The organism is Salinisphaera sp. LB1, from assembly GCF_003177035.1.
Lineage (GTDB): Bacteria > Pseudomonadota > Gammaproteobacteria > Nevskiales > Salinisphaeraceae > Salinisphaera.
In genome coordinates this window covers 13,728-30,748 of sequence record NZ_CP029488.1, presented here as the reverse complement: position 1 = coordinate 30,748, position 17,021 = coordinate 13,728, and the positions used below count along the sequence as shown (strand labels likewise).

Genomic DNA, 17,021 nt, shown 5'->3' with positions numbered 1-17,021 from the left:
CGCCGGCCGCGCCGGGTAGGGTGAGGAGGCGTCCATTCCATTGCTTACGCCGAGAAAGGACCAGAATCAGCTCGAAGTAGACTCTGCTCTCGGCATGACGGATCACGGGGTACTTGCGGCACTGATGACGCCCATGATCAGCAGGCCGCAGGCAGTGATCGCCAATCCGCCATGGATGAGTATGATGGCAAGGGGCTGAGTCAGGTGACTGGCGCGCAAAGCATATAGCAGACATCCGCCCGCAAAAGCGGCGGTGAGCATCAGCGCGCCGAAATCCAGCATGACGTCGGCTGACCCCTGCCAGCCGGTCACAGCGACGTAGACCACTGTCAATGCCGTCAATCCGGAAACGGGGTGGCCCCAAGCCACGATTGCTGGTGGTTTGCGTTTTCTCAGTGCGCACTTGGCCAGAAATAGCCCACCGGAGGCGGCCACGCAAGCAACGCACGTAGCGATTATGGCGATGACGACAAAATAGGCGTGCGGCATATTGGCTTTGACGTGGCTGAACATGGAGAGAAACGTGTCTTCACGAGTTCGCGCCTTGAGTACTTCTGGCTCCACTCGACCCGGGGCCCGCCGGGCAGCGTGCGTCCCCCGGGTCTGTCTCTATCTGCCCCTGCGGCGTCAGTCGGTCTTCGGGGCCCCTGCGACTCTCGCGGGCAGCCGCCGGATCACAAATCCAGGCATGAATGGCGGTATTTTGATAATGAAGTCGAACGCCATCAGCAGAACGCCGGCTGCAAAGACCACGTCGCCCGGAAAACGCAGCCATTGCCATAACGTCGTCGTGTCGTAGAACTTCAGGCTGCGCGCATAGGCATAGCCATGCTCATACACCGCGGCGAGCTGCGCCCATCCGATCGGAAAGAAATTCAATGCGATCCATAGCACGAGGCCCGCGTTGTAGAGCCAGAAGGCAGTGAACCCGAGCTTGTCCGTCCACGGGTACCGATCGCCGGCCGCATAGCGCAGGCAGAAGTAGATGAGCGCGATTGCCATCAACCCGAAGGCACCGAACAGGGCGGTATGCGCATGGTTGAGCGTCAGAAATGTGCCGTGCTCGTAATAATTGACCAGGGGCGCATTGATGGTACCGCCCCCAAAGACGCCCGCACCCAGGAAATTCCAGAAGGCTGAGCCGAAAATGAACAGAAATGTCAGCCGAAAATTGAAATTCTGTCCCTGCTCTTTTATCGCACGGTATTGCCGTGAGGCCTCCATAATCAGCAGCAGTAGCGGCATGACTTCGATGAATGAAAAGACGCTGCCCACCGGCACCCACATGCCGGGTTCGCCGACCCAGTAAAGGTGGTGGCCCACACCGAGCATGCCGCCCAGAAAGACAAGGATAAGATCAAAGATCGCGGCACGCGTGGTCAGCGCCCGGGAAACCAGGCCGATCGACATCAGTAGCCAGGCCAGCATGATCGTGAAGAAGAACTCGAAAGACTGCTCGACCCACAGATGGACGACCCACCAGCGCCAGAAGTCGGTAATCGTGAACGAGTGATTGATCCCCGTGAGCGGAATCATGCCGAACCAGTAGAGCAATGCGATATTCAGCGTGCTCGCCCAAACGAGATGCTCGACGCGGATGCGTGCGGTCCAGAAGGCTTTTGCTGCTTCCTTGAAGTCAACCAGGCGTGGCCAGATGGCCCGTCCCATCAGCAAACTCCAGGCCAGCAATCCCATGAAGAATCCGATTTGCCAGAGGCGACCGAGCTCGATATAAGCGAGCCCCTGGTTACCGATCCAGAACCAGCCTTTCTGAATATAGCCCATCACGCCCATGTAATCGCCAACCAGGGCACCGGCGACCACGAGCAGGGTGACGATCAACAGCAGGTGGTTCATCAAGCCTTGGCCACGCCCCTCGCGCCCGGCCATCAGGGGGGCGATGAACAAACCGGATCCCAGCCAGGCAAGCCCAATCCAGACAATCGCGCCCTGCAGGTGTACGTCGCGAAGAAACTGAAAGGGCAGGAGGTAGTCAGTATTGACACCGTAGAAGTTCGCCCGATCGGAATAGCCATGCGCCATCATGGCCCCGGCCGCGATTTGCACCAAAAAAATCGCGGCCACTACAAGAAAATAAAAGCCTGTAGCCCGCTGCCCGGGCGTCAGCGGATGGAACCTGTCCAGTAACAGCTGCGGTGTTCCAGTATCGCGGTTGATCCAGTGTTCGAAAATGAACACGACCGCCCCGAACAGGGCGAAGGTGATCATGAACGAAACCCAGGTCCATATGAACGTGCCATTGGTCGGCGTATTACCGACGAAAGGCTCATAGGGCCAGTTGTTGGTCCATGAGCTGTTGGTGTCGGGACGCCTGGCGACCGTTGTGATGGATGAGTAGATCACAAAATCGGCCGCGGCCCGAGCTTTTTGGGGGGTGAGGCTGTAGGCCCGCGTATAGCCTTTCTTGAAATGGTTGTGGAGAATGAAGTTCGGGATGTCGCGCTGCAGTTTTTGTATCGCGTTTGCCACCGGGGCCGGGACCGTCAGCACGCTTTTCCACAAGGCAAGGCCGTGCAGATCCTTTTGCATTCGGGTCTTGACCAATGCCTGTTGCCCTTCGCCGAGTTTGGCGAACGGCTTCCCATAACGGTTTTCAGCGATGGCGTCCGCGGTGAGGTGGGCGAGTCGCATCAGATATTTGGCGGTCCAATCCTCGCCGTAATAGGTCCCCATTCCGTAGATGCTGCCGTAGTCGCCGAGGTCGGCCTGCTGAAAGGCGCCCTTGCCGGCGACGATGTCTTGGTTGGTAAACAACGTCGCCCCACTGGGCGAAACGACCTTAGTGGGTTGCGGGGGGGGCATGGGTGTAGGTGGCATATGTGCCATACGCCAACGCCGCCAAGGAGGCCACACCGACAATAAAAAGCACCCATTTCAGGAGCGTGGTGAGCGGATCGTTGTCTTCCAGCGCACGTGCTGCGTAATTCGTATCATTCGTGGCCACTTTTAATTTCCCCCCGTTTGGCTTGCTTTGGTGCGTCGTTTCGAACTTGTCTGAAGTCCTAAAGTCGAAAATAGGCGCCAGAGAATCCCTCGCCGTGCAGAGCCTTAAAATATAGGCCGACAGCGATTTCAGCGGCGGTCCGCCAATCGTGGCTACCCATTCAGAGACAAGGGCGGCTGCCAAGTTTATCGTGGTCCGGATAGCTACGCCTTGATCTAGATCAAGGCGTAGCTGGGCCGCGATGGCTCGTCCATTACGAACCTCGACGGCGGCGCTGGGTGGCCGCTGGCTGCAAGGATTCCGTGAGCACGCCGAGGAACCGACGATGATGGCGCGAGCGCTGTTCGACGAGTCGATAAGTGCCGAGCTTGGCAAAGTTCATAATCATCATCCAGGCGATTTCATAAAGCCAGATGAGACCGATCGCCGCCCAGGAGATCGACGGCATCAGCCAGCCGAACGTTACAAAACACACGCCTGCAATCTGGGTACCCACGATGGCGGTGAACAGTTGCCAGGACGGGTAGGGCGGACGCCAGAGGGGATGTCGTGAACGCGTGACGAACAGCAACAGGTGGCCGCCGGCGATAAAAGCCAGAAACATCATCGTCTGGGTTTGGGCCAGCCCTACCCCGAACACATCCCGGGCGAGCAGGTACAGCCCGAAATTCTGGGCCAACGACAGCGCCCCCATGACCGACGAAATCGCGAGCAGTCGATCCATTTGCCAGCGCACCGGCCTTTGACTGGACTGCTGCGTGCAATGAGCCGATGTGTTTGATCTAGATCAAGGCGGGGCCTGCCGACAACTGCCAGAGTGGCAGCTAATAGAGCGGTGAGATTGCTCGTCTGCGTTGTCTTGGCAAGATAAAGGGGAATGGCATTGGCTACATCGACTCGGAACGGCGTGCCGGATACACGCCGGATCGTGGGCAGCCCGAACAAAGCGTTGTTTGGCGCCACGCTTGGTTTTTTTATTGGCTTTGGTGCCGTATCGCTGTTCGGGCCGACCGCGCATAGCTTCATCGATGTCATGAAACTATCGCCGGGCCAGGTGGGTTTTCTGGTCGCCATTCCGATGCTGACCGGTTCTTTATTACGAATTCCGTTTGGCGCTTGGGTCGATAACAACGGCGGCAAGCTGCCGTTTCTGATTCTATTGATCATGTCGTTGATCGGCATCGCCGGATTGTGGTGGATGCTACTCACGCTGTATCCCAATCACCTGTCCCAGTCGTATTATCCGCTACTGCTGTTCTTCGGCGCGCTGGGCGGTTGTGGCATTGCCACGTTTTCAGTCGGTATCGGCCAGGTGTCGTACTGGTTTCCGAAAGAGCGCCAGGGTTGGGCGCTGGGGACGTACGCCGGACTCGGCAACACGTCGCCAGGTCTGGTGGCGCTTATTCTCCCGGCAATTATTGCGTTTTGGGGGCTGTGGGCGGCGTACCTGATATCGATCGCAATCGTGCTCGCCGGGATAGTGCTGTATTTTGTGCTCGGCCACAACGCGCCTTATTTCCAGTTTCGCAAGAGCGGTGTTTCCCGAGGTGAGGCGCGCGCCGCCGCCACTGCTCAAGACCAAGCATTGTTCCCGCAGGACAACGCCTTTCGCGCGCTCGTCGAAGCGGCCAAGCAATGGCGCACCTGGCCGCTGGTGCTGCTGTATTTCACCACGTTCGGTGGTTTTCTGGCGTTGACCGCCTGGCTGGCGACCTACTGGCAAACCTTTTTTCACACCACGCACTGGACCGCGGTCATTCTGACCGCGGGATTCTCGTTGCTGTCCTCGCTGATCCGGGTACCAGGCGGAAGCTGGGCCGATCGCCTGGGCGGTGAGCGCGTGGCGGTGGCTTCACTGCTGATACTGCTGGTCGGCGCGTTGATGATGACATTTTCGGGCGTGTTCGTGATTTCGATTATTGGAGAAATTGGGATCGCGATCGGCATGGGCGTCAACAACGCGGCTGTATTCCGCATGGTGCCCACTTATGTGCCCGATGCCGTCGGCGGCGCCTCCGGCTGGGTCGGCGGTCTCGGCGCGCTCGGCGGTTTCGCGGTGCCGCCGTTGCTGGGTCAGTTCGTGGAATGGTTTGGCCCGGCCGGTTATGCCTGGGGGTTTGTGGTCTACGTCGTGCTGGCACTTGCGAGTATCGCACTCACCGGTGTGCTGATTGCAGCATTGAAGCGAGAGCAGCGGGCTCAGGACTCGGTTGCCACTAGCAGCGCAACGTGACGACAACGGCCTGCCGGGTCACGGCGGATATTCAGACGGTTTCTTCAGGAGCCACTTCATGAGCCATTTCCTCGATCGACTGACTTATTTCAAACGTCGGCAAAATGTGTTTGCCGACGGGCATGGGGAGACCAGTAGCGATGACCGGGCGTGGGAAGAAGCCTATCGTCAGCGCTGGCAGCACGACAAGATCGTGCGCTCGACGCATGGCGTGAACTGCACCGGGGGCTGCTCCTGGAAGATCTACGTCAAGGACGGACTGGTGACCTGGGAAACCCAGCAGACCGACTATCCCCGCACTCGGCCTGATCTGCCAAACCACGAGCCACGCGGCTGTCCGCGCGGCGCAAGTTATTCCTGGTACATCTACAGCGCCAACCGACTGAAATATCCGCTGGTGCGTGCCACGCTGCTCAAGCTCTGGCGCGAGGCACGGACGGCTTACGCCGATCCGGTGGCGGCTTGGGCATCGATCGTCGACGACGAGTCCAAACGCCGTAGCTATCAGCAGCGTCGGGGCTTGGGCGGCTTGGTTCGGTCGAGTTGGGCCGAGGTCAACGAGATGATCGCTGCGGCCAACGTGCATACCATAGAACGCTGGGGGCCGGACCGGATCGCAGGCTTTTCGCCGATTCCTGCGATGTCGATGCTCTCCTTTGCGTCGGGCGCGCGCTATCTGTCGTTGATAGGCGGGGTGATGCTGTCTTTCTACGACTGGTACTGCGATTTGCCGCCGTCCTCACCTATGACCTGGGGCGAGCAGACCGATGTGCCGGAATCGGCCGACTGGTACAACAGTAAGTTCATCATGATGTGGGGCTCCAACGTGCCGCAGACGCGCACGCCCGACGCCCACTTCATGACCGAGGCCCGTTACAACGGCACTGAGATTGTGGTCTGCTCGCCGGATTATGCCGAGAACACCAAGTTCGCGGACCTCTGGCTGTCGCCCAAACAGGGAACCGACGCCGCGCTCTCAATGGCGATAGGCCATGTGATCCTGAAAGAATTCCACGTCGACAACCCCAATTCGTATTTCCAGGATTATTGTCGCCGCCTCACGGATCTACCGATGCTGGTCAAGCTTGACGAGCACGGCGATGGCCATGTCGCGGGGCGGTTTCTGCGCGCCAGCGATCTGACCACGAATGCCATAGAGCACGGCGACTGGAAGACAGTGGTCTGGGACGAGACCAGCGACGCGCCGGCGGTTCCGCACGGCTCGATCGGCTTTCGCTGGGATAAGAGCACGCGCTGGAACCTTGAGCAGAAAACCGCCGACGACGCCGAGATTCACTCACGACTGAGCTTCATCGACTATGGTGACGACACCGCGTTGGTTGGCTTTCCTTACTTTGGCGGTTTTGCGCACGAACAGTACACGGCCAATGTCCAGGAAGACGTGCTTTGGCGCCGAGTGCCGGTCACGCGTGTCACCCAGGCCGACGGCACGACCGCGCTGGTGGCCACGGTCTACGACCTGCTGATCGCTCATTACGGAGTAAACCGCGGCTTCGACGACGGTACCGCCACCGGCTACGACGATAACGTGCCCTATACGCCAGCATGGCAGGAAACGATTACCAGTGTACCGGCCGCGCATGTGGTGCATACCGCGCGCCGCTTCGCCGAAACTGCTGCCAAAACCGAAGGCAAGTCGATGGTGATCCTCGGCGCGGGCCTGAATCACTGGTACCACAACGACATGAACTACCGCGGCATCATCAATATGGTGATGATGTGTGGCTGCGTGGGGGTCTCCGGCGGCGGTTGGGCCCACTATGTCGGCCAGGAAAATCTTCGGCCGCTCGACGGCTGGCTCCCGGTGACCTTTGCCCTGGACTGGTTGCGTCCGCCGCGCCAGATGAACGGCACTTCGTTCTTTTACGCGCATTCCGATCAATGGCGTTATGAACAGGTGGGCGTCGATGAGATTCTTTCCCCGCTGGCCGATCCGAAACAATGGACCGGTAGCCTTATCGACTACAATGTACGCTCTGAGCGCATGGGCTGGCTGCCGTCGGCGCCCCAGCTCAACCGCAATCCGTTAACCGTGGCCCGCGAGGCGGTCGAAGCGGGGCGCGATCCGGCCGAATATGTGGTCGAGCAACTGAAGAGCGGCGAGCTGGAAATGGCCTGCCAGGATCCAGATGCGCCCGAAAACTGGCCGCGCAACATGTTTGTCTGGCGCTCGAACCTGCTCGGCGCTTCAGGCAAGGGCCACGAATATTTCCTGAAGCATCTTCTGGGGACCGACGACAGCGTCCAGGCGAAGGATCTGGGCACCGAGGGTGGCCAGCGTCCGGAGGAAGTGGTCTGGCACGAAGAAGCGCCGAAAGGCAAGCTCGATCTGCTGGTTACGCTGGATTTCCGGATGTCCTCGACCTGTCTGTATTCGGACATCGTGCTGCCGACCGCGACCTGGTACGAAAAAGACGATCTGAACACGACAGATATGCATCCGTTCATCCATCCGCTGTCGGCGGCGGTCGATCCGGCGTGGGAATCGCGCTCCGACTGGGAAATCTTCAAAGGCATCGCCGGCTCATTCTCAAAGCTCGCCGAAGGTCGGTTGGGCGTGGAGCAAGACCTGGTCACTCGGCCGCTGATGCACGACTCTGCCGGTGAACTGGGCCAGCCCTTTGACGCCGCCGAGTGGCACAAGGGCGATTGCGAACCCCTGCCGGGCAAGACGATGCCGTCCATAAAAATCGTCGAACGCGATTATCCGGCGACTTATGAGCGCTATAACTCGCTCGGCCCGGCATTGGAGGCCCACGGTAACGAAGAAAAGGGCCTCGCTTGGGAAACCGCCGGCGAAATCGCCCAGCTTGGCGCCGTGCACGGCCTGAACAGTGCCGGCCGACCGCGCATGGAAAACGCGATCCAAGCTTGCGATACCGTCATGTCGCTGTCCTCGACAACCAACGGTCAGGTGGCTATGAAGGCTTGGGCCGCGTTGTCGGAAGCAACCGGTCGCGAGCACGCTCATCTGGCTGCCCCCCGGGCTGGGGAGCACATCACGTTCCGCGATATCGTTGCCCAACCGCGCAAAGTCATCACCTCGCCAATCTGGTCCGGCATGTCGTCCGAAGAAGTCTCTTACAACGGCAGCATGCTCAACGTACGCGAGCTGATTCCCTGGCGCACGCTGACCGGACGCCAGCATTTCTACCAGGACCATCAGTGGATGCGCGCTTTCGGCGAGGGTTTCACAACCTATCGGCCGCCGGTCAATACCAAGACCTGGAAGACGATCATGAACACCCGGCCGAACGGCCACACCGAGATCGTGCTGAGCTGGATCACGCCACACCAAAAATGGGGAATTCACAGCACTTACACCGATAATTTGATCATGCTCACGCTGTCCCGCGGCGGGCCGATCATCTGGATTTCGGAAGTCGACGCTAAGCGTGCGGGGATCGAGGACAACGACTGGATCGAGGGCTACAACATCAACGGCGCAGTAGTGGCGCGAGCGGTCGTGTCGCAACGCGTGCGCGAAGGCATGGCGCTGATGTATCACGCCCAGGACCGCACCGTGAACACGCCCGGCTCGGAGATCACCGGCAATCGTGGCGGCATTCACAACTCGGTAACCCGCACGCTGATCAAACCCACGCATATGATCGGCGGCTATGCCCAGCAAAGCTACGGCTTCAACTACTACGGCACGGTCGGCTCTAACCGCGACGACTTCGTGATCGTCCGCAAGATGGATCGTGTGGACTGGCTGGAAGGGGACGACGAGAGCATCAAGCAGCAGGAATACGTGCGATGAGTGCTGTTCCATACACCTCGCTTACCGCGTGGCCGCGATCGACGACCCCTGTTTATTCGGAGGCATCCTCATGAAAATCCGAGCTCAGATCGGCAAGGTCCTGAATCTCGACAAGTGCATCGGCTGTCATACCTGCTCGGTGACCTGCAAGAACGTCTGGACCTCGCGCGAAGGCGCGGAGTACATGTGGTTCAACAACGTCGAGACCAAGCCCGGGGTTGGCTATCCCAAGGACTGGGAGAACCAGGACCGCTGGAAAGGGGGCTGGGTGCGCCGCGGGGACGGCGAGATTACGCCAAAACAGGGTGGCAAGTGGCGACTCTTCGCCAAGATCTTCGCTAATCCGCACCTGCCCGAGATCGACGACTACTACGAACCGTTCAATTTCGACTACCAGCGATTACAGAAGGCGCCGGCGTCGAAAGCCCAACCAACGGCCAAGCCCTATTCGGCAATCACGGGCCAGCCGATGGACAAGATCGAATGGGGGCCGAACTGGGAAGAAATCCTCGGCGGCGAGTTCGCCAAGCGCAAACGTGACTATAACTTCGCCAACATCCAGACCGAGATCTACGGCCAGTTCGAACACACCTTTATGATGTACCTGCCGCGGCTGTGCGAGCACTGTCTGAATCCGTCCTGTGTGGCGTCCTGCCCGAGTGGAGCGATCTACAAGCGCGACGAGGACGGGATTGTGCTGATTGACCAGGACCGCTGCCGCGGCTGGCGCATGTGCATCTCCGGCTGCCCCTACAAGAAGATCTATTACAACTGGAAATCCGGCAAATCGGAAAAGTGCATCTTCTGCTATCCACGCATCGAGGCCGGTCAACCGACCGTGTGTTCGGAAACCTGTGTCGGGCGGATTCGTTATCTCGGCGTCATGCTTTACGACGCCGACCGGATCAAGGACGCGGCCAGCGTGGCTAACGAGGCCGATCTGTACGAAGCCCAGATGGATATTTTCATGGATCCGCACGATCCGGAAATACAGGCCCAGGCGCGGGCCGACGGTGTGCCCGACAACTGGCTGGAAGCGGCCAAACGCTCGCCGGTCTACAAAATGGCCAAGGAATGGCGGGTGGCGTTCCCGCTGCACCCGGAATATCGCACGTTGCCGATGGTGTGGTACGTGCCGCCATTGTCGCCGGTTCAGGCGGCCGCCGATGCCGGCAATATTGCCGCCGACGGCGAGATACCGGATATCGGCTCACTCAAGATCCCGGTCAAGTATCTAGCTAACCTGCTGACTGCGGGTGAGGAAAAACCCATCATCCAGTCCTTGCGCCGGCTGCTGGCGATGCGCAAGTATCGGCGCTCCCTTACCGTCGATAACGCACCCAATTTGACGGTGCTGGAACAGGTCGGACTGACCCGCGAATTAGTCGACGACATGTATCAGACCATGGCTATCGCGAATTACGAAGACCGATTTGTTATTCCGACCGGTCATCGCGAACAGGCGACCGCCGATCCGTGGGGCGAGCGCTCGGGTTGTGGCTTTTCCTTCGGCGATGGCTGTCATACCGAGGGCGTGACCCGCGGTAATCTGTTCGGCTCGAAGAGCCCGGAGCAGCGCGAACACCCGCCGGAACCCTCCGCCAAATCGGAGGTGTAGTAATGAGCACCGATCCACAGCATCGGCTTGCAAGGCCGCTGCAGGCTCTGGCGCGGCTTTTAGATTATCCGGACGCGACCCTGCAGCAGCACGTCGACGAATTGGCCGGCATACTCGCCGCGACCAATGAGCTGAGTGAGGCCGAGCGCGAAGCGATTGTGGCGTTCGTGACGGGACTGGGCGCGATGGATATTTATGACGCTCAGTCGCGCTACGTCGAAACATTTGACCGCGGCCGCAAGGTGTCGTTGTACGTGTTCGAACACGTCTACGGCGAATCGCGCGACCGTGGCCCGGCGATGATTGAACTCAAGCAGGCCTACAGCGAACACGGGCTCGAAACCGACACCCGCGAGCTGCCGGATTTTCTCCCGGTTCTGCTTGAGTTCTGTGCCCAGATTCCGGAGGAGTCTGCGCGCACCTGGCTGGCTGAAACCACCCATGTGCTTCAACGGGTAAGCGTACGTTTAGCCGAGCGCGACAACGGCTACGCAAGTGTATTCACCGTGCTGCTCCGCCTGATCGGTGCCGATCCGGCGCCGGAAAATCTGACTGATATGGCCGGCAAGGAAAAGCGGGACGACACGCCGGCCGCAATCGATCAGGTCTGGGCCGAGGCGCCGGTCACTTTCGGCCCCGGCGAGTCACACACCAACGACGGTGCGACTCGCCAGGAGCCGGCAGAATTCAGCGACAAAATGGCGGCAAAAAATCGCCTGTAGGGATAATAATCATGCATATTCTCGACTACATTCTGTTTGAAGTTTATCCTTATATTGCCGGTACCGTATTCCTGTTCGGTAGCCTCGTGCGTTACGACATGAGCCAGTACACCTGGAAGACGAACTCGAGCCAGCTGCTAAATAATTCAATAATCTTTCAGGCCGGCAGCTATCTCTTTCACGGTGGGATCATCTTCCTTTTCTTCGGCCATCTAATCGGCTTGCTCATGCCGCCAGCGCTCTACCCGTATTTCGGGCTGACGGCGCACAGCAAGCAGATATTAGCGATGGTATCCGGCGGGCTAGCGGGCGTTGCGGCCCTAATCGGCGCGACCATACTGCTCTACCGGCGGCTGTTTCACCGGTTGGTCAGCGCGCAGTCTCTGCGCGGCGATAAGTTCATTCTGATTCTGCTGTACGTACAACTTTTGTTCGGCCTGGGAACCATTCCGGTATCGGCCCAGCATCTGAGCGGTGCGGAAATGGAAATGCTGGTCCATTGGGCCGAGCACATCGTCACTTTCCGGCCGGGCGCCTCGGCTTATCTTGCCGGCGTGTATTGGGTGTTCAAGGTTCATCTGTTTCTGGGCCTGACCGTCTTCCTCGTCTTCCCGTTTACCCGGCTGGTGCATATCTGGAGTGTGCCGTATCGCTATATCGGTCGCCGTTATCAGGTGGTACGTCAGGATCAGGCACGCAGTGATCAGGCGCGCGCCGGCGGCAAACCGCGCCGTATTTAACCTCGGCGCCAAAGGAGATTCCCATGCTTGCGATGGTCAACCGTGTCGTGCTGCCCGAGCACCACATCAATGCCGAATCCGGTGAAGTTGAATCCGGAACCATTGATGAAAAAAGGGCTGAGGCGATTCGGCGACTGGCGGTCAAGGAGTTGCTGCGTCAACGCGCCCGTGCCATCGGAATCAAAACCGAGCGCCGGCTGGATGCAGCGATCGACGAATTACTGGCGGTCGAGGTCGAGGTGCCGGAGGCCACTGATGAGACCTGCCGGCGCTACTTCGACGCCAATCGGGAGCGTTTCTGTACGCCGGTGACTGTGGACATGGCGCATATCCTGCTAGCCGCAGCGCCCGATGATCCGGAAGGGCGCGCTGATGCTCGCGAGCGTGCCGACGCTTTAATTGAGCAGCTGCAAACGAAGCCGGAGCGCTTCGCCGAGTTGGCTCGGGCGCATTCTCATTGCCCATCGGCGGCGGCCGGCGGTGCGCTTGGCTGGATCGGCCGCGGCCAGACGGTGCCCGAGCTTGAGAGCGTCGTGCTGCGCATGGACGCCGGTGTCGGCGGAAGGCCGGTCGAAACCCGCTATGGCTACCATATAGTGCGTGTCGACGACCGTCGTGGTGGCGCGCCGCTCGCCTACGTCGACGTGCAGGCGATGATCGCCGACTATCTGCATGACCGCTCATGGCGGCGCGCAATCAGCCAGTACGTGCGTGTGCTGGCCTCGGAAGCCGAGCTGTCGGGCGTGGAACTGGAAACCGTCGACAACCCGCTGGTGCAGTAATGGAACCCTCGATGTCGAATACTTCGCCGATACTCGATTCGTTTGACGATTTGATTGCGATGGCGCTTGCAGAACCTCATCCATGCCGCCTGCTGACGGTGCTGGTTAAGGCTGATATCGCCTATCGACGGCGCGCCGCCGGCACGGAGGCAATGATCGACGAAGGCTGTCTGGTCCCGGTTATGGCGCGCGACTGGGCGGTGACCCAATCGTTGACGCTGGCCGACATCGTGACTACCGCCGACGAGGCCGCGGGCGACTGGCGTTTCATGATGACGGCGATCCTGCCTGGTATGCACGGAACCGCGCCGCTGTCGAGCGAGTGCGAACCGCATCTGGATCGCATGGCCCAGGCGCTGATGATCGGCGCTAGCCTCGACGGGTTTGTTTTCTTCGACCGCGAAGGTCAGCCGGTGCAGATTGCCAACGCGTCGTCTTGATCTATATATCGAGGCGGGAAAGCAACATGAGCGTAAAACTCGATTTTGAACGTCTGGCCGCGACGATGACAGATTTCAGCGGTGCGTATCTGATCACAACCGATCAACTTAACCACCCCCGCGCCCGAATGGTGGAAACTCGTCTGGCCGGAACCCGCCTGCATGTTGTGGGGTGGGGCCGGCGGTCACGCGCTAAGCTGCTGAATCAGCCTAAGGTGGCGCTCGTCTATCCGCCCCGTGAGGCCGGCAGCTAATCTTTGATGATTGACGGCAAGCCCGACTGAGTGGCGTCGCACTGATCGTTACCCCGACCGTCGCCGTACTGCGGCGATCATGGGGCCCGGCGGGTCGGTGGTCGGTTTGCTCGTAACAGTCACTGTCTGCGCCTCGATCGATCATGCGCGATCTCACCGGTTGAGGTGGTCAATCGCCACGCCGATGACTGCGGTCACCGCGCCGCCCAGCCCGAAGCAGCCGTAGAGCGCGTTTTCGTCACCAACGCCGTGCTGCTTCAGCGGTGTACGGCTATGTCGCGGCCTGCACTGCTTTAGATATGTAAAGCAACAGGTTATGAGGGGCGGGGTGACACGTTATTGGCGCGAATTATCCGCATACTCGCATTGTCAGCTCATATTATATTTAACATTTTTGCATTTTGCACGTCTTGGATCTATACGTGTTGATTAACTGAAATTTTACCCGGGCAAAGCCGTTGCCTCATCGTATTTTTACCGAAGCAAGTAGTCTCAAAGCGGTAACACGATCCGAGGCGGAAACGATGAAAGACGCGGTTTCAGCACAAACCCGGTATGCGCCGGTGGCGCAGTCCGAGAGCGGTATCGGAGGGGCGATTGAGAAGACAAAACGCGGATTCTGGAAGAATTCATCGCGATTAGTGGATACCATCGCAAATCCGCCATCCGCGTGCTCTGTGGCTCAGCGTCTGCCAGCAGCGACGCGCACGGTATGACCATGCAGTGCGCGAGGCGCTCCAGGTTCTCTGGGAAGCGTCGGACCGGGTGTGCGGCAAACGCCGGAAAGTCCTTCTGCCCATCTTGCTGCCGGCGCTGGAGCATCATGGTCACCTACAACTCGAGTCGCAAGTGCGTTGCAAGGTGCTTGCTATCAGCGCCTCAAGTATTGACCGATTGCTGCGCAACATCCGCGGCCACGGTCCGCGCCCCCGGCGCAGGCGGGCCCCGGCGGTGGCACGTCGTGTGCCGGTGCGCACATTCGCGGACTGGGACGAGCCCGCGCCGGGCTATATGGAAATGGACCTGGTGGCGCACTGTGGTCAAGCGATGGCGGGCAGCTTCGTCTACACGTTGACGCTCACCGACATCGCCAGCGGTTGGACAGAATGCGTGCCACTGCCGATTCGGGACGCGACCCTGGTCGTCGAGACAGTGGCCGCGCTCCGCCCCATGCTGCCGTTTCCGCTGCGCGGGCTGGACGTCGATAACGGCACCGAATTCATCAACGACATGTTGGCATCGTATTGCCAGGCACACGCCATCGAATTGACGCGCTCATGGCCGTATCACAAGAACGATCAAGCCTGGGTTGAGCAAAAGAACGGGTCGGTCGTCCGTCGTCTGGTGGGGTATCGTCGTTTTGAAGGTGATGCCGCGGCCGAGACCCTCAAACGTCTCTACCGGGCCGCCCGTCAGTTCGTCAATTGCTTCCAGCCCTCATTTCAGCTCAAGGAAAAAATCCGGCGTCGGCGCTCGCGTCACCAAGCGCTACCACCCGCCGCAGACCCCGTGTGCCCGCCTATTGGCAGCGGATTCGGTAAGCGATGTCGTCAAGTCACATCTGCAGGGCATCATGGCGCGACTTGACCCATTTGGCATTACTTGATGAGATCCGGCGAGCACAGCAGCAGCTAGCGTTCATCGCCGATAGCCGGAAACCGGAATCGGGGTTTGCCACGGGCCCCGAAACGGATCTGGATCAATTCTTGGCCAGTCTGACCAACGCCTGGCGCGATGGGGAGGTCCGGCCGACTCATCAGTCGGCGCCCCGGCCGGTGCGGCATTGGCGTACGCGCCAGGATCCGTTCGAAGCGGTATGGCCTGAAATCTGTCAATGGTTGGCCAATGACCCGACTCAGACCGCCAAGGCACTCTTGGAGCGATTGCAACGGTACTATCCGGATGTCTTCCCGAGCGGGCAGCTCCGCACACTACAGCGTCGAATCAAAGCGTGGCGCCGCGATATGGCGCATCGCTTGGTCTTCGGACTCGACGAAACACCGGCATGCAAGGCCATCAGCCCTGAAGCGGCACTACCGAGCGACCTGAATCATGAACACGCTGGTAACAATCTCGATGAAGCAACTCGGTAACATTTAGCGATGAGGCAACACGAGAACCGGTCAAAGTATTTGGCGTCGAATACTGCGAAACCAATATACTGCTCGATCATCGTGCATATTCCTGAAGAATCCAAGTTAGAAGCCGTCGCCCACACTTGTCGAACGCTGTCATCGTCGCTCTAGCTACGCATGGCTGTGATGCGCGGCCTCCGATGCCGCAGACGAAGTGTACCCTGCATCGGCCGTGCACCTGTTCCTCGCGCCGTATCGAGGTGCGTTTCCAGCGTGATTTCGACATTTAATAACGGGGACACCAAGCAAGCACTCTTGGCCTGCTGCGCCATAGTTTCGAATTCGGCCCGGTCGGCATCGGGAATCCAGGCGTTCACGCCCAAATGCACGGCCGTAATCGCCAGTCCGTCATCTGCCCGACCGATCACCGTGGCCGTGGTATCAATACGTTTCGGCGTCATATTGCGCGTGCTGAGCAGGCGCGAAAGCGCCAGCGAATATGCGCTCGCCTGCGCGGCCGCCAACAACTCCTGAGGGCTGGTCTCGGTTCGGTCACCCGGCGCCGTGGCTACGGTATACGGGGCGTTGAACAGGACACCGCTGTCAGAGAAAACCAGGCCGCTGCCGTCCTCGGTCCCGCCGTTCCATATGGCCGCCGCATTACCCCTCATCCCGACTCCTTCCAAATGATCGATCATCAAAATATACGGGCATAGCAGCGAAATTCCTTGACGTGGATCAACTTAAGGCGCTGCTGATAAACACGTCGAATCTGCGCGATACTGGCGCTGCAAACCGAAACCATCTGGAGCCTGCTCGATACGAAGCCCGGACGCCGAACAGCCGTCGCTGTTTTCGTATTCGCAGACGACCGATTTTGTGCCGGCCGATCATCCGCTGCGCCGGATCCGAGTGTGGGTCGATGGGGCACTGGACTCGATGGACATCACGCTGACGGTCAGCTACTCGCACACGGGCCGCCCGGGCATCGCCCCGGAACGTCTGATCCGGGTCTTATTACTTCAGATCCTGTACTGGATCCGCTCCGAGCGCCAGCTCGTGGAGCACTTCGATACAACGTGCTCTTTCGCTGGTTCGTCGGCCTATCGCTGGATGATGCGGTCTGGGACGCCACGCCGTTCACCAAGAACCGCCAGCAGTTGATCGATGGCGCGGTGACCGGTCGGTTGTTGGACGCGGTGGTCGATCAAGCCCGCCATCGCGTCGAGACCCCATTCGGCTGGGGGAAATACGCCCGACCGCTGAAGCAGACGATGCTGCGTGGACTGGATCGGGTCGCCGCTCAGGCCAAGCGGGTGTTTGCCAGTTACAACCTGATGCGGATGGCCGCATCGGAGGCCGCATGAACGCGTTCCGTAGCCGAACTGCGTCTGAAAGCCGGGATTCG

Annotated in this window: 11 protein-coding genes and 3 pseudogenes; 10 read left to right on the top strand and 4 right to left on the bottom strand. The window is 59.6% G+C overall.

Going from position 1 to position 17,021, the window contains the following annotated elements:
- Positions 1 to 102: 102 nt before the first annotated feature.
- The 3 genes and pseudogenes from SALB1_RS18605 to SALB1_RS00130 form a co-directional block, all read right to left on the bottom strand.
- Entirely contained in the window at positions 103 to 513 is a 411-nt protein-coding gene (locus SALB1_RS18605; protein WP_145961199.1) for a hypothetical protein, read from the bottom strand.
- Between the two features lie 114 nt (positions 514 to 627).
- Positions 628 to 2,965: pseudogene (locus SALB1_RS00135) on the bottom strand (nitric-oxide reductase large subunit).
- Positions 2,966 to 3,218: 253 nt separating this feature from the next.
- Entirely contained in the window at positions 3,219 to 3,689 is a 471-nt protein-coding gene (locus tag SALB1_RS00130; RefSeq protein ID WP_109992009.1) for a hypothetical protein, read from the bottom strand.
- Between the two features lie 159 nt (positions 3,690 to 3,848).
- On the opposite strand from SALB1_RS00130, the gene SALB1_RS00125 reads away from it, so the two are divergent.
- The 9 genes and pseudogenes from SALB1_RS00125 (at position 3,849) to SALB1_RS00085 (ending at position 15,631) form a co-directional block, all read left to right on the top strand.
- The gene (locus SALB1_RS00125) at positions 3,849 to 5,198 is read left to right on the top strand and encodes a nitrate/nitrite transporter (RefSeq protein WP_199678600.1); all 1,350 of its coding nucleotides are present in this window, start codon (positions 3,849 to 3,851) and stop codon (positions 5,196 to 5,198) included.
- Positions 5,199 to 5,256: 58 nt separating this feature from the next.
- The gene (locus SALB1_RS00120) at positions 5,257 to 8,982 is read left to right on the top strand and encodes a nitrate reductase subunit alpha (protein WP_109992007.1); all 3,726 of its coding nucleotides are present in this window, start codon (positions 5,257 to 5,259) and stop codon (positions 8,980 to 8,982) included.
- Positions 8,983 to 9,052: 70 nt separating this feature from the next.
- Positions 9,053 to 10,600, top strand: coding sequence for a nitrate reductase subunit beta (narH, locus tag SALB1_RS00115; protein ID WP_109992006.1), 1,548 nt, complete (start codon positions 9,053 to 9,055; stop codon positions 10,598 to 10,600).
- Between the two features lie 2 nt (positions 10,601 to 10,602).
- Positions 10,603 to 11,322 carry a nitrate reductase molybdenum cofactor assembly chaperone gene (narJ, locus tag SALB1_RS00110; protein WP_109992005.1) on the top strand — a complete coding sequence of 240 codons (720 nt, stop codon included), beginning with the start codon at positions 10,603 to 10,605 and terminating at the stop codon, positions 11,320 to 11,322.
- A gap of 11 nt (positions 11,323 to 11,333) precedes the next feature.
- Positions 11,334 to 12,062 (top strand): respiratory nitrate reductase subunit gamma, encoded by a 729-nt coding sequence (narI, locus tag SALB1_RS00105; protein WP_109992004.1) that lies wholly within the window; start codon positions 11,334 to 11,336, stop codon positions 12,060 to 12,062.
- 23 nt (positions 12,063 to 12,085) lie between these two features.
- Positions 12,086 to 12,844 (top strand): peptidylprolyl isomerase, encoded by a 759-nt coding sequence (locus SALB1_RS00100; RefSeq protein ID WP_109992003.1) that lies wholly within the window; start codon positions 12,086 to 12,088, stop codon positions 12,842 to 12,844.
- Complete coding sequence (locus SALB1_RS00095; protein ID WP_109992002.1) at positions 12,844 to 13,284, top strand: hypothetical protein; 441 nt, start codon at positions 12,844 to 12,846, stop codon at positions 13,282 to 13,284. Before SALB1_RS00100 ends, SALB1_RS00095 begins: the two co-directional genes overlap by 1 nt.
- A gap of 26 nt (positions 13,285 to 13,310) precedes the next feature.
- Positions 13,311 to 13,538, top strand: coding sequence for a hypothetical protein (locus SALB1_RS00090; RefSeq protein ID WP_109992001.1), 228 nt, complete (start codon positions 13,311 to 13,313; stop codon positions 13,536 to 13,538).
- A 508-nt stretch (positions 13,539 to 14,046) separates the two neighbouring features.
- Positions 14,047 to 15,631: pseudogene (locus SALB1_RS00085) on the top strand (transposase family protein).
- Positions 15,632 to 15,780: 149 nt separating this feature from the next.
- Here the strand turns inward: SALB1_RS00085 and SALB1_RS00080 are convergent.
- Positions 15,781 to 16,311, bottom strand: coding sequence for an OsmC family peroxiredoxin (locus SALB1_RS00080; protein ID WP_199678598.1), 531 nt, complete (start codon positions 16,309 to 16,311; stop codon positions 15,781 to 15,783).
- 241 nt (positions 16,312 to 16,552) lie between these two features.
- Here SALB1_RS00080 and SALB1_RS19770 point away from each other — a divergent pair.
- Positions 16,553 to 16,980 (top strand): annotated as a pseudogene (locus tag SALB1_RS19770) (transposase).
- Positions 16,981 to 17,021: the final 41 nt, after the last annotated feature.

Bases quoted from the DNA above. Each gene is read 5' to 3' on its own strand.
- narJ (WP_109992005.1), top strand. From the start codon at position 10,603: ATGAGCACCGATCCACAGCATCGGCTTGCAAGGCCGCTGCAGGCTCTG.
- SALB1_RS00080 (WP_199678598.1), bottom strand. From the start codon at position 16,311: ATGATCGATCATTTGGAAGGAGTCGGGATGAGGGGTAATGCGGCGGCC.
- SALB1_RS18605 (WP_145961199.1), bottom strand. From the start codon at position 513: ATGTTCAGCCACGTCAAAGCCAATATGCCGCACGCCTATTTTGTCGTC.
- narI (WP_109992004.1), top strand. From the start codon at position 11,334: ATGCATATTCTCGACTACATTCTGTTTGAAGTTTATCCTTATATTGCC.
- SALB1_RS00090 (WP_109992001.1), top strand. From the start codon at position 13,311: ATGAGCGTAAAACTCGATTTTGAACGTCTGGCCGCGACGATGACAGAT.
- narH (WP_109992006.1), top strand. From the start codon at position 9,053: ATGAAAATCCGAGCTCAGATCGGCAAGGTCCTGAATCTCGACAAGTGC.
- SALB1_RS00100 (WP_109992003.1), top strand. From the start codon at position 12,086: ATGCTTGCGATGGTCAACCGTGTCGTGCTGCCCGAGCACCACATCAAT.
- SALB1_RS00130 (WP_109992009.1), bottom strand. From the start codon at position 3,689: ATGGATCGACTGCTCGCGATTTCGTCGGTCATGGGGGCGCTGTCGTTG.
- SALB1_RS00120 (WP_109992007.1), top strand. From the start codon at position 5,257: ATGAGCCATTTCCTCGATCGACTGACTTATTTCAAACGTCGGCAAAAT.
- SALB1_RS00095 (WP_109992002.1), top strand. From the start codon at position 12,844: ATGGAACCCTCGATGTCGAATACTTCGCCGATACTCGATTCGTTTGAC.